The sequence below is a fragment of the Rhizobium sp. BK661 genome (assembly GCF_024808825.1).
Lineage (GTDB): Bacteria > Pseudomonadota > Alphaproteobacteria > Rhizobiales > Rhizobiaceae > Rhizobium.
In genome coordinates this window covers 116,375-128,989 of the sequence record NZ_JANTYT010000004.1, presented here as the reverse complement: position 1 = coordinate 128,989, position 12,615 = coordinate 116,375, and the positions used below count along the sequence as shown (strand labels likewise).

The window sequence follows — 12,615 nt, the reverse complement described above, 5'->3', positions numbered from 1 at the left end:
AACTTGTCAAGCAGCAACAGCCTTGGCTTTTTCGGCAAAGGCAAAGCGGATGCTCTCGGCCACAGCGCGCATCGGGCCGTTCATCTGCGATGCAGTAAGCAGCCGGATGTCGAAGGAGCCGAGTTCGGGCAACCCTTCCTGCACGCCGAGGATCGTCATCTCGTCGGTGACATAGGAGCGCGGCAACGGCGCGATCGCGAGGTCGGAAACCACGGCCGCACGCTGCGCCATGGTGTGGCCACTGAGGAAAGCAACGCGATAGCCGCGCTTCATGCGCTCAAGTTGCGATATTGCCTCCGAGCGCCAGATGCAGCCATCCTCCCAGATCGAGATCGGCAGCGGCTCGCGACGGTGCGCCGTACCGCACTTGGCACCAGCCCATATCAGCCGCTCCCGAAACACGATCTCGCCATCCGTCGGCAAGGGGCGTGTCGCGCAGTTAATGAGTGCCAGGTCGAGGCGCTGCTCCTCCATCCGCTTCTTGAGGCCGATGCTCATGTCGATGGTGACATCGACCATGATGCTCGGGAAGCTTTCGGCGAAGCTTTTCAGAATGCTGGGCAGCAATCGCTCGCCGATATCTTCCGGCGCGCCAAGCCGAACCACACCGCTAAGCTCGGGCATGATGAAGCGCGAAACCGCCTCGTTCGACAGAGCGAGAATGTTGCGTGCGTAGGAGAGTAGCAGTTCGCCGTGCTGGGTCAGGCTGACCGAACGCGCATCACGAAGGAAAAGCGTCGCACCGAGCTGCTCCTCCAGCTTCTTGATCTGCATGGAGACAGCCGACGGCGTCCGATATACGGCTTCCGCGGCGGTCGAAAAATTGCCGGTCTCTGCGATGGCAACGAACGTCCTCAGGACGTCGTTATCAAGCAAAGGAATGGGACGGCGAAAGGGAATGCTCATCGTCACATCTTTCAATTTTTCTGAATTTGAATTCCATATCATTTTGTTTGATTGAAAGTCAACCCGACAGTACCCTTCGATCATGGCGGCTAAAACCGATGAAAGGAGGCCGCAATGAGCACTCTCAACGCAATCTTCGACATCTTCTACGCATTTAGAACGCGTCAGATCTCACGCCTGACACGCAATCGTACCCGAGATCAATTGGCGCGCCTGCCGAGACATCTGGCGGATGACCTCGATCTGCAAGCCTTGGGCATGACAGACCCTCGCTGAGCACTCGCTGGGCAACACCTTCAAAGACACCATGAAAGGTTCTAATATGCGCCCAGAGCGGTGGCTATGGAGCGCAACGATCATGGCTATAAATGATGCGTGTTTTCAAGGCGATATCCCTGCGGCTTACGACCGCTACATGGTACCGATCCTGTTCGACCCTTACGCGGCCGATCTGGCCCAGCGCCTGGCGTCGTTTCATCCGCACCGCGTTCTCGAGGTCGCCGCTGGGTCGGGCGCCCTTACGCGCGCAATATCGTCAGCGCTTCCGCACGCGGAAATCATCGCCACCGATTTGAACCAGGCGATGCTGGATGTCGCCGCACGGCGACACTCCGGAGGGCATGTCGTATGGCGCCAGGCCGACGCATTGAGCCTGCCCTTCCCCGATCAGACCTTTGATGCCGTCACCAGTCAGTTCGGCGTCATGTTCTTTCCCGACAAACACCGCGCCTATCACGAAATCCTTCGCGTGCTGAAGCCGAAAGGAACGTTTCTCTTCAACACGTGGGACACGGTCGAGAGCAACGATTTCGCAGCCGCCGTCAGGGCTGCAACAGACGCCGTGTTTCCGGGCGATCCGCCGGAATTCTTTCGACGGACGCCGCATGGCTATTTTGATGCCGAGACGATCCTATCCGAGCTCGAGCGCGCCGGTTTCCAGTCGGCGACCTTCGCAAAGGTCGAAAAGACGTCTCATGCATCCTCGGCACATGATGCAGCCACCGCCTTCTGCAGGGGCAGTCCGCTCCGCATGGAAATCGAAGCACGTCAGCCGAAGGTCGATGTCGTGGCACGCGTAGCGGAAGCGCTTGAGAAAACCTTCGGCAAGGGGCCGATCGAAGGGCGAATGTCGGCGTTTGTGTTCACCGCCGAGGCACCACGCCAAAACTAGCGGTGGGCGCGCCGAGAGGCAGCAGCCTGAACAATACCTTTGCGGTTCGGAACATCCGAACCGTAGCAACGTTCTTCCTGGGCAGCGCACCCTTTGTCGTTGCACTGACTGCGTTTCCCTCAACTGCAGTCACATAGGCCCGGCGCTGTCCAAACCAGCACCGGGCTTTGCTTGCGCCACCGGACACACCTTCACCCTTCGTATAATTCAGCAACACCTAATTTATAACTTGAAATCCCGGCTTCGGTCGCGATGATGCTTGCCGTCAGCTTAGGAGGGGATCGATGTCACAGTACCAGGAGACGCGGCGGTTCAAATGCACGGGTGACGCTGGAAATCCTTGCATCGTGATTGAGCAGATCAGGGTAGCGGATGAGACCATGTCCAGTCCCAGAACGGACTACATGACGGTAGACGGCGACGTCGCCAACCGCCTCGACAAGAAGCACTTCCTGATCCTGATGAAGGGCGAGATTGTCAAGGTTCAAAGGGCCCTGAGGAGAAAGCACTGAGTTCAGCGTTGGCAGCCGCTGGCATGACGCGCTAACAACTTGCTCCGATGCTCCTGTTAACTCCTCACAGAGCAACAGGCAGATGTCATCATCGCGTCATGTGACGATGATGTCTTAGCTCACCGGGCGCTGAGACTCGTTTTCATTCCGGCGCTGTTCACCGCTGGAATGACTGATGCTGTATATCATTGCCGTCGCCGGTGCCCTGTTGGCAGCCAATACCCTCAGCCTTGTTATCGCGGGATGGCGGATTCGATCCCGCCAAGACAAAACGCCAAGCGTTTCCGCCCGTCCGCCGGTCTCAATCGTGATACCCCTTCGCGGGGTGGAACAGTTCTCGCGGGAGACGCTCGAAAGTGCGCTGAGCCTGGATTGGCCCGACTACGAAATCATCTTCTGCGTTGCCGACAAGGCCGATCCGGTAATTGGCCTGGCTGAAGAGGCTCGCCGGGCGAAGCCGCTGACAAAGGCAACGGTCCTTGTTGGGGACGATCGCGTCAGCGCAAATCCGAAACTCAACAATTGTGTCAAGGGCTGGAACGCAGCGTCGCACGAATGGGTCGTGCTTGCCGATTCCAACGTTTTGATGCCCAGCGACTATCTCGCGCGCCTGATCGCTGCATGGCGGCCCGATAGTGGACTTGTCTGCTCGACGCCACTTGGCTCCCGCCCCACAGGGTTTTGGGCGGAGGTGGAATGTGCGTTTCTCAACACCCACCAGGCCCGTTGGCAATATGCAGGAGAGGCTCTTGGATTTGGCTTCGCGCAAGGCAAGAGCATGCTATGGCGAAAGAAGACCCTCAACTCCCACGGCGGCATCCAGGCACTTGGGGCTGAGATCGCAGAAGATGCCGCGGCCACCAAGCTGGTGAACCGAATGGGCCTCAAGGTGCATCTGGTTGGTGGGCCGTTCGAGCAGCCGTTAGGAAGAAGAACCTTTCGCGAGATATGGGCGCGACAATGCCGCTGGGCGCGGCTGAGACGCGTGACTTTCCCGCATTTCTTCGCCCCGGAGATCCTGTTGGGCGTGGTTCCGCCCCTATCACTGTGCGTGTGCGCCGCGTTCGTTGTCGGTGCCAGTCTTTCCACCACAACTGTCGCGGTTTTGTGCGCAGCCTACATACCGGAACTTCTTCTTGCGGCCCGCAAGAATTGGCATCTCTCACCGATATCGCTCGTTGCAATGGTGACGCGTGATATCTTGTTGCCCGCCATCTGGATCAGGAGCTGGTTGGCCGGAAGCTTCGATTGGCGCGGAAACAGGATGGTGATCGGATCACACGAGTCTCGCCTCGAAGCCGGCGTCGCTGAACCAATTGCCAGCCCCTAGCAATCAGGCCGCCCGCTCCCAGCAGCGGCGTCGTCACCTCAGACCTGAAAATTCTCGTGGCCGAGCCAACCTAACGCTTCGCCTGCAAGTCGATCACATTCGTTCCGACCATTCGGTCGAATGCGTCCTTGGTCATGGGCTTCGACAGGAGATATCCTTGCAGGTGATCGCAACCAAGTTCTTTCAGGATTGCCCGCTGCTCTTCGGTCTCAACGCCTTCAGCCGTTGTCTTCAAGCCTTTAGCCCGTGCCAGCCTTATCATCGCCTCGACAATGGCCCGATTGTCAGCCTCCTGGCTATCGAAGCCGTCCACGAAGCTCTTGTCGATCTTGATACGGTCGACGGCGACATATTGCAGGCGACCGAAGCTGGAAAAGCCCGTGCCAAAATCGTCCAGCGCAATGCGGACACCGACAGAGCGGAGGGCCGCGATGTTGCGCTGGCATTCCCCTGCACTATCGAGCAGCGTGCCCTCGGTTATTTCGATCTCCAGCCGCGCGGGATCAATCCTATGCTTGTTCAAGGCCGCGATGACCCTCAGCGCATACGCCTCGTTTCGCAACTCGAGAGGTGAGGCGTTGATCGCGATCTCCAGATCCGGCCACCGCTGCGCTGCCAGGCAGGCCTCCTCCAGAACAAGATCGCCCAACTGGGCGATGACGCCGCATTCTTCGGCGATGGGAATGAACACCTCCGGGGTTATAAGACCTCGTGCGGGGTGCTTCCATCGAAGGAGCGCCTCGGCGCCATACAAGGCTCCGTTCGGGGCAGCGTAGACGGGTTGAAAATACACCTCGAGATCTCTGCGATTCTGGACCGCCAGCCGCAAGTCGCATTCGAGTTCGCGCCGGTCTTGCACGAGGTCATCCATATGAGGACCAAAGATCGCAAAGCGGTTTCTGCCCGCAGCCTTTGCATTGTAGAGCGCGATGTCAGCCTTCCGCGTCAGGTCGGATGGATCAACATCACGTCCGACGCCGATCACGACGCCAATGCTCGCACCGATGCTGATTGGCGTTCCATTGATCTCGAATGGACGCCGCATGGAGTCGATGACTTGCTCACACAACCGCGAAACCTGGTCGCTCGTAACGTTGGTCACGACCGCGGTAAATTCATCCCCTCCGAGCCTACCCACGACGCTGCCCGGGAAAATCCCGCGTAACCTGTCAGCCACCAGCACCAGGAGACGATCGCCAACCGGGTGCCCCATCGTGTCGTTGACCTGCTTGAACCGATCAAGATCCATGAACAGAACCGCGTTCGACTGTGTCGTGGCAGATCCGGAGATGACCCTAGCCAAATGCTCGGCAAACCACGCCCGGTTCGCCAGTCCCGTAAGAGTGTCGTGGCGAGCGAGATGTTCAAGCGCGGCCCTGCTCTGCCGAAGTTTTCGGTTTCGCACACCAACCATGGCCCCCATCCCAGCCAGCGCGACGAACACCGATATGCCCACAGCGCCTAGGGCTGGGCGAACCGACTGCGCGACGGCTTCGCCTGGAGCAAACGGACGCCAGGAGAAGTATCCGAACTCTCTCCCATCGGCACTTCTCGTTGCGGCGAAAGATCGATCCTCCTCACTCGATTTCGCCCAGGCAAAGGTAAGGTCATCAAACTGGTATTCGCTCGACACCCTCGCCAAGAAGCTGCCGTCGAGGTAGCGGACGGCGACATGCAAATAGATCTCCGAAGGATTCTGCTGGATGTTGCCGGTGTCCGAGATAATCGGCTTCACGCTGACTATTGCCGGGTGGTTGTTGACGACAGAAAGATCGCTTTCCCCAATGCTCAAGACCTGATCGGAAAGCCCGATGTCGTCGCCGGCGACAAGCCTTGCGCGCAGCCTTTCCGCCAGTGGCGCTATGACATCGCGAACCTGTTGGTATGCCTTCGCCGAATCCGCCTCGTCGGAAGCGAAAACGTGGACTGCATGGCCATCCGGAGCGATCACGTAAGCGCGGTCGTGCTGGAAGTAGGTGAACATCCACTTGCCAAGGTTCGCCTGCATCCAATCGGCATTATCGTCGCGCACGTTTCTGATCGCATCGTCCCAGACAGTTGCACTTTCCTGGTCGTGGGCTACTGCCGCCTGCATTTTTGAAATGAGCGTCTCGGCGAGATGCGTTTGACGCTCGGCGGCGATCTTGTCGCTCCGTTCGGTAGCAAGCTCAAGAACCGCGAAGAGCCCGGTATAAATCGACAGCGCAGCGACGAGAGGAAGAACGAGGACCAGCAGAAGCGGTCGGACTTGCGCGTATTTCATACTCAGGGTCCTTTTCTAGCGTCGGTCCTAGCACATGAACATTAAGGCGCGCTTACATTCTATCAAACCGAAATTCCTGGTATGCGGTGAAGACCATCCGCGTCCGCTGGCGTCGGTCTCTGCTGTACGCACAACAGCTCAACCGTTCGCCGCCCGGACGATCGAAAAGCGCCTTAGGTGGACATCTTGAGGTCATCGGAGAGCAAGAACAATGGTGACCAATTTTGCCACCTCGTGCTCGCTGTCCAATTAAGTCTGGCCTCGGAGAAGGCAGTACAGCAATGCCACCCTTTTCGAGCAGCACGCGGTCTTCCGGCCTTTCCTATTCCGTCCAGACAGCGACGCCAACGGGTGTCAGTATACGCTCACCCACATGGAAAACGGCCGCGGTGGCCGCGGGCACCTCCGCCGAAACCTTGCCGAAATTGAAGGCGAAGTGAAGTGGACCGCGCCGGCTCACGCGCAGATCGCCAAGATCGGGCTGCCGCTCAACTCCCGCCCAGTCCAAGGTATCGCCGATCACCTTCATCAGCAGGTCGCCTTGTGCCACGACCGCGAGATAGCGCGCCTTGTCATTGCCGACGAGCGCCGGCGCGCCAGCACGATACTCTCCTGAAAAGCTGGCGAGGACTGGTTCGCTTGTTCGGATCGTTTCGCGCCAAACGCTGGCGGGATAAGTCTCGTTGCCATGCAGCACCGACTCGATGTGAAATTCGGGCAAAGATTCGACCCGCACCACCTGCATATCCAAAAGCGCGTTCAACGGGCCTGGCGGCAAACTGGTCGGAATTTGAAGATTGGGTGTCTTGCTGCCGCTGCGCGGACCGAAGAGAGCTTTGGCCCCGCACTGCGCAAGCCGTTCGACAAAGACTGCGTCGGCGATTAGCAGATCGGGCGCGAAAACCGCCGCGTAGCCGTCGAGGTCACAATGCTGTCCGACAATATCGACATCGATCCCGTAGCGCGACAGCGCGGCATACCAGTCAAGCCCGATGGCGGTTGCGTCGTAGCTGCGGCCTTGCGGCAGGGCGCGGCTCGCCCATCGCGAGGGATAGTCGACCACCAGCGCAACTTTGGCCTTTTCCCGGCGCGCGCTAGCGGGCAAACGGGCGATCTCGGCGATAACCTCCGCGACTTCCTGATACCCTTGGTCCGGTTCGCCGTTCGGCAGCAGCAGGGCTGAATGGAACTGCTCCTGGGCGTAGTGGATCTGGCGCCAGCGGAAGTAGGACACCATGTCGGCGCCGTGGGCGTAGGCAAGCCATGTCCACAGCCGCACCATGCCATCGGCAGGCGCCTGGTTGTGAGAGGCCCAGTTGACCGGTCCTGGCTGCTGCTCCATCACCCAGACGCGCCCGCGCCCGACGGCCCGGTAGAGATCATGATAAAACGCTGTCTGGTCGGGATCGCCGGTACGCAAGTAACGCGCCTTGTTGTCGTCAGACAGTCGGCCGTTCAGCAGTCCGCCCATCGGATAGACGTCCCACGAGGCGATATCGATGTCGGCGCCGACCTCGTAGTGGTCAAAGTCAAAATTGTTCGACATGAAGTTGTGCGTCACCGGACGGCCCGGCGCATGGCCGCGCAACAGATCGGCCTGCATGCTGTTGAAGCTTTTCACCTGGTCGGACGAGAAGCGAATGAAATCGACTAGATGTGTCGGGCTCGGCTCTTCAACCAGATTGTTCGGCAGTTCGATCTCCTCGAACGCACCGTAGCGCATCGACCAGAAATTCGTGCCCCAAGCTGCGTTGAGTGCATCAATGGTGCCGTAGCGCTCGGCAAGCCACAGGCGAAAGGCTCGCTCGGCTTCCTTCGAATAGCTGTAGACCGTGTCGTGGTCGCCATACTCGTTGTCGATCTGCCATGCCTGCACGAAAGGATGCGTGCCGTAGCGCTTGGCCATCGCTTCGACAATGCGGGCCGCCTCCTGGCGATAACGGCGGCTGGAGAAACAATAGTGACGGCGCGCACCAAACTTGCGCACCGTGCCTTTTGCGTCCACGGGCAGAATGTCGGGATATAGGTCGACCAACCATTTTGGCGGCGCGGCGGTCGGTGTTCCGAGAATGACTTTCAGCCCTGCCCGGCCAAGCACATCTATCGCCTCGTCCAACCATTCCCAGCGCAGGTCGCCGGGGCGCGGTTCCATGTGCGCCCAGGCAAACTCGCCCACGCGAACCCAGGAAAGACCCAGCTCCTTCATGCGGCTCGCATCGTCCTGCCACTTCTCGCGCGGCCATTGTTCGGGGTAGTAGCAGACGCCGAGTTCCAGCCTGTCGCTTTGCATCTGGTCGGGCTGAAAAGGTATCGGGGCAATCATAAACGCGGCAGTCCTTGTCGTCTTGGGTCGTGGGTATCAACTTGGAGCGAAAATTCTTCAGCGGTCCGACGGCAGTCGATCGTCGCAGCGCTCGATCAGGTCGGGCATCAAAAGTGTTTGCAACGCCTCGGGAGGCTCGCCCTCCATACACCGCAGGATGGAGGTGCCAAGCAGCGCGCTCGGCTCACTGATCGGCAGGAAGAATGTGGTGATCGGCGGCGCGAAGTACTGGCTGACATTGAGGTCGTCGGTCGCATTGATGACCGCGTCTCGGCCGTGCACGAGGCCCCGGGCATGAAAGCCGGACAAGGCTCCGAGTGCCGCCGCTTCGTTGGCGCAGATATAAGCTGTCGGCGGATCCGGAAGTTTCGACATGGCAAGGACGCTCTCGCGGCCGAAGGCGGGCGTCAGATGGCCATGGGAGACAAGCGCCTGATCGAAAGGCAGCCCGGCCGTTTCCAGCGCCAAGCGATAGGCGTCCAACCGGGTGATCGCATAGGTGAGTTCCACCGCCGGATTGACGAGCGCGATGCGACGATGACCGCGCCCAACGAGACGGCTCATACAAAGACGGATCATCTGCTCGTTGTCGGCATCCACAAAGGCGTGTGGCGCGTTGTGCATCGTCGTGCCATAGGTGACGAAGGGGAAATCGGCCTCCTGCATCAGCCGTATCCGTGGATCTTCCGCGCGCGTGCCGGAGAAAATGATGCCGTCTGCCTTCTTCAGCGTGACGATCTGCTTGATGGTGGCGAAGCTCTCCTCGAAATTGCGCACGGCGTAGAGCGATACGCGGTAAGGGCTCTCTTCCAGAGCCCAGGAAATGCCGCTGAGCAACTGGGCGTATTCGACGCCTTCCCATTCGTTCTGGCGAGGACCGGGCGCCGACATGATCGCCGCCACCTGGTAGGTCTTGCCCGTGCGCAGCTGCACCCCATGCATGTTGAGCTCGTAGCCAACCCGTTCGGCTGCCGCGAGGACAACGGCGCGCGTCTCCGGGCGGACTTGCGGCGAATTGTTGAGCGCCTTCGATACCGTGGCGATCGACAACCCGGTCTCCTGCGCAATCGTCTTGATCGTGGCCCTTTGCATCCGCTCACCCGCCCTTTGCGATCAAGGTCAATTCTTCGTCGAGCGCATTAAGGAACCGGTCGCAATCTTCGGCGCTGAAGGGAGCCGGTGGCTTGATTTTCAGCACGTTATGATGCGGACCCTCGCTGCTGAGGAGAATGCGGTGCCGGCTCTTCATGCCGGCGATCAGGCGGTCGAGTTCTGCTGCTGCCGGTTCCAGCGTCTCGCGGCTGCGCACCAGTTCGATCCCGTTGAAGAGGCCGGATCCGCGCACGTCGCCGATCAGTCCGTGGCGCTCGGCCAGCGCACGCGCGCCGTCCATCAGCCGGTCGCCGATCACGCGGCAATGGTGGGTCAGCCGCTCGTCGCGGATCACGTCGAGCACCGCAAGCCCGATTTCGGCCGAGACTGGGTTGCCGCCGAACGTGTTGAAGTATTCCATGCCGTTGGCGAAGGATGCGGCGATTGCCTCGGTCGTGACCACGGCTGCCATCGGATGGCCGTTGCCGATCGGCTTGCCCATCGTCACGATGTCGGGCACCACTCCCTGGAGCTCATGCGCCCACATATGGCGGCCGACGCGGCCAAAGCCGACCTGCACCTCGTCAGACAGGCAAAGTCCGCCGGCTTCCCGAACAAAGGCGAAGGCTTGGTTGAGGTAGTTGTCAGGCAACGGAATCTGGCCGCCGGTGCCGAGAATGCCTTCGCTGAAGAACAGCGCCGGGCGACGCCCCGCGGCTGCCAGCGCTTCGATCTGGTCCTTCACGCTGTCCGCGTATCTGTTGCCGGCTTCGGCATTCCCATAGCGGACGCGGCCACGATAGAGATCCGGCATTTCTGCAACGCGGACATGCGACGGTTGTCCCTCGCCGCCGGGACCGGCGAACTTATAGGGACTGACGTCGATCAGGCTCGAAAGATGACCGTGATAGGCATGGTCGATCGTGATGATATCGCGATTTCCCGTATAGGCCCGCGCCAGGCGGATCGCGAGATCGTTGGCCTCACTGCCGGAATTGACGAAGAAGCAGACGTTCAGCGGATCGGGAAACTGCGCCGTCAGGCGCCGTGCATATTCCACAAGGGAGTCGTGGAGGTAACGCGAATTGGTGTTCAGGTGACCGATCTGCTTCTGTGCCGCGGCAACGACACGCGGATGGCAATGGCCAACGTGGCAAACGTTGTTGACCATGTCCAGCCAGCGGGTGCCGTCCTCTTCGATCAGCCAGGCACCTTCGCCGCCGACAATCTTCAAAGGCGCCGCACTGTAGGCGATGCTGAGTGAGCGACCGATGTGACGATGACGCTCGCGAACCAGAAAATCCTTGTCGCGCGCCACTATGACCGAGGCTGGAACGGGAAGGCCGAGGACGACGGAGGGATCGGGGCTGACGTCGCGCCAGACCTGCCACTGATCGGGTACGCCGACTCCGTGCATTCGACCGCCGAGGCCGAGATGATCGGTGACGATCTGGAAATGCAGGTGCGGTGCCCACTGCCCGTTTTCCGATGCTGCGCCGAACGCGGCGAAGGCTTCGCCCTTGGCAATCGGCTGTCCAACCGAGAGCCTGGCAACACCTTCGCGTGCCAGGTGCCCGTAAAGTGTCCAGAAAACGGTGCCATCGTCGGTGTCATGCTGCAAAAGAACTGTCGGGCCGAAGCCGAATGCGACGGCGTCGTCGTGGATGAATGCGACAGTTCCGGCAAAGGGCGCGTACACCGGCTCGCCAGCCGGCACGAATATATCAATGCCGAGATGCACCGACCGGCGCGCTCCCTCGGTTCCCGTTTCGAAAGCGTCGCCTTGATAGATTGCCCGGTTCTCGCCATAGAGGCCGATGGCGAAATCGGCTTGCTCCTTAGCCAGAATGGCGTCAATGCGCGCTTCGGCGGCGTCAGGCGCAAGACCCGCCCAACTGTTCCCGCCAGCGACCGAGAAATCCAGGACCGCGACGTTGGGTCTTTCGGCAGAAGGGCGGACGATGGCAACAAAATCATGGGCATTGCGCTCCAGCCACTTCACCACCCCGGCAGCGGAGGGGATTGCGGCGAACCCGCATGCATCCCGGATGCGGGCAACGGCGATCGAGCGGTTCTCAGTCTCCAGCCGCTGCAACTCGCGCCAGACATCCTCCTGGCTGACGAGGAGATAAGTGTTGTCGGGATTGTCGCGGATCTGTTTTGCGGCCATGCACATGCTGACGGCATAGCGAGTACGCACCAGGTCAAAGACCAGCTCCGCCTCGGTCTCGCTCAGCGGATTAACGTCGTGATAAGCTCCCGTCACCGCCGCGATGGTGCCCACTGCATCACGCTCGCCGATCAGGGCATAGGCCGCGGCTACCGCGATCTCGACGACACGAAAGGTCTCGACCATGTCGCCGAAATCGAGCAGACCACTGACGTTTCCGGCTTCGTCCAGCAGCACGTTGTAATCGTTGGCATCGTTGTGGATCACTTGCCGCGGGCAGGCCTGCAGGCGTGGTAGGACGTTGTCGGTGAAATGGCTGAGGATGGTATGTACGCTGGCCCGCTTGTCGGCGTCCCCGATCATGGCGACATGAACAAGATGCATGTCGGCGCGGCCGATATCCCAGCCATAGATCCGGCGCGCGCCAGCGTGGGTAAAGCCCTGTAGATGCCAATCGAGCCGACCGAGCAATCGGCCAAGCGCTTCGGCACTGTGGCGGCCGCGCACTGTCGATTTCGCCCAGATGGTGCCGGGCAGCCAGGTAAGCAGCCGTGCCGTTCTCGGTCCGTCGATCTCGGCGGGAATGCTTACCGCCCCCTGTCGCGTCCGTATCGCTCGCGACAGGGCAAGCTCGGGGGCGTTGGTTTCAAGATAGTCGAGCACCGCCATCTGCATCTCGAGTTCGGCGTCGTCGCCGGGGGCGTGCAATTTGAGGAGGTAGTCGTTGCCGTTTCTTGCGCGCAGGCGAAGATTCAGGTCATGCTCCCCCGGCAAAGGTGCGAGCGCAGCCTCAATGCCGTAAGTGTCCTGCAGAAGGGTCCCGATCGCCTGTTCAACTGCGTGCATCC

Annotated in this window: 9 protein-coding genes; 4 read left to right on the top strand and 5 right to left on the bottom strand. The window is 60.3% G+C overall.

Annotated elements, in window-relative coordinates; translation table 11 throughout:
• Positions 1 to 6: 6 nt before the first annotated feature.
• Positions 7 to 948, bottom strand: coding sequence for a LysR family transcriptional regulator (locus FHX16_RS11315; protein WP_183756296.1), 942 nt, complete (start codon positions 946 to 948; stop codon positions 7 to 9).
• A 72-nt stretch (positions 949 to 1,020) separates the two neighbouring features.
• On the opposite strand from FHX16_RS11315, the gene FHX16_RS11310 reads away from it, so the two are divergent.
• The 4 genes from FHX16_RS11310 (at position 1,021) to FHX16_RS11295 (ending at position 3,919) form a co-directional block, all read left to right on the top strand.
• Positions 1,021 to 1,182 carry a hypothetical protein gene (locus FHX16_RS11310; protein WP_183862863.1) on the top strand — a complete coding sequence of 54 codons (162 nt, stop codon included), beginning with the start codon at positions 1,021 to 1,023 and terminating at the stop codon, positions 1,180 to 1,182.
• 82 nt (positions 1,183 to 1,264) lie between these two features.
• A complete protein-coding gene (locus FHX16_RS11305; protein WP_183862865.1) occupies positions 1,265 to 2,077 on the top strand; it encodes a class I SAM-dependent methyltransferase in 813 nt (270 codons plus the stop codon).
• Between the two features lie 380 nt (positions 2,078 to 2,457).
• Complete coding sequence (locus tag FHX16_RS11300) at positions 2,458 to 2,589, top strand: hypothetical protein (RefSeq protein ID WP_259128203.1); 132 nt, start codon at positions 2,458 to 2,460, stop codon at positions 2,587 to 2,589.
• Between the two features lie 175 nt (positions 2,590 to 2,764).
• The gene (locus tag FHX16_RS11295; protein WP_183862867.1) at positions 2,765 to 3,919 is read left to right on the top strand and encodes a ceramide glucosyltransferase; all 1,155 of its coding nucleotides are present in this window, start codon (positions 2,765 to 2,767) and stop codon (positions 3,917 to 3,919) included.
• Between the two features lie 70 nt (positions 3,920 to 3,989).
• On the opposite strand, the gene FHX16_RS11290 is transcribed toward FHX16_RS11295, so the two are convergent.
• The 4 genes from FHX16_RS11290 to FHX16_RS11275 all read right to left on the bottom strand — a co-directional run bounded on the left by FHX16_RS11290 (position 3,990) and on the right by FHX16_RS11275 (position 12,613).
• Positions 3,990 to 6,182: a bifunctional diguanylate cyclase/phosphodiesterase gene (locus FHX16_RS11290; protein ID WP_259128200.1), complete on the bottom strand. Its 2,193-nt coding sequence runs from the start codon at positions 6,180 to 6,182 to the stop codon at positions 3,990 to 3,992.
• Between the two features lie 322 nt (positions 6,183 to 6,504).
• Positions 6,505 to 8,505: a beta-galactosidase gene (locus FHX16_RS11285; protein WP_183862871.1), complete on the bottom strand. Its 2,001-nt coding sequence runs from the start codon at positions 8,503 to 8,505 to the stop codon at positions 6,505 to 6,507.
• A gap of 57 nt (positions 8,506 to 8,562) precedes the next feature.
• Positions 8,563 to 9,597, bottom strand: coding sequence for a LacI family DNA-binding transcriptional regulator (locus tag FHX16_RS11280; protein ID WP_183862872.1), 1,035 nt, complete (start codon positions 9,595 to 9,597; stop codon positions 8,563 to 8,565).
• Between the two features lie 4 nt (positions 9,598 to 9,601).
• Positions 9,602 to 12,613, bottom strand: a complete 3,012-nt coding sequence (locus tag FHX16_RS11275) for an aminotransferase class III-fold pyridoxal phosphate-dependent enzyme (protein ID WP_246712622.1) — start codon at positions 12,611 to 12,613, stop codon at positions 9,602 to 9,604.
• Positions 12,614 to 12,615 lie beyond the last annotated feature (2 nt).

Excerpts from the sequence above, each read along its gene's own strand:
- FHX16_RS11295 (WP_183862867.1), top strand. The coding sequence starts at position 2,765 with ATGCTGTATATCATTGCCGTCGCCGGTGCCCTGTTGGCAGCCAATACC.
- FHX16_RS11305 (WP_183862865.1), top strand. The coding sequence starts at position 1,265 with ATGGCTATAAATGATGCGTGTTTTCAAGGCGATATCCCTGCGGCTTAC.
- FHX16_RS11310 (WP_183862863.1), top strand. The coding sequence starts at position 1,021 with ATGAGCACTCTCAACGCAATCTTCGACATCTTCTACGCATTTAGAACG.
- FHX16_RS11275 (WP_246712622.1), bottom strand. The coding sequence starts at position 12,613 with ATGCACGCAGTTGAACAGGCGATCGGGACCCTTCTGCAGGACACTTAC.
- FHX16_RS11300 (WP_259128203.1), top strand. The coding sequence starts at position 2,458 with ATGTCCAGTCCCAGAACGGACTACATGACGGTAGACGGCGACGTCGCC.
- FHX16_RS11290 (WP_259128200.1), bottom strand. The coding sequence starts at position 6,182 with ATGAAATACGCGCAAGTCCGACCGCTTCTGCTGGTCCTCGTTCTTCCT.
- FHX16_RS11285 (WP_183862871.1), bottom strand. The coding sequence starts at position 8,505 with ATGATTGCCCCGATACCTTTTCAGCCCGACCAGATGCAAAGCGACAGG.
- FHX16_RS11315 (WP_183756296.1), bottom strand. The coding sequence starts at position 948 with ATGATATGGAATTCAAATTCAGAAAAATTGAAAGATGTGACGATGAGC.
- FHX16_RS11280 (WP_183862872.1), bottom strand. The coding sequence starts at position 9,597 with ATGCAAAGGGCCACGATCAAGACGATTGCGCAGGAGACCGGGTTGTCG.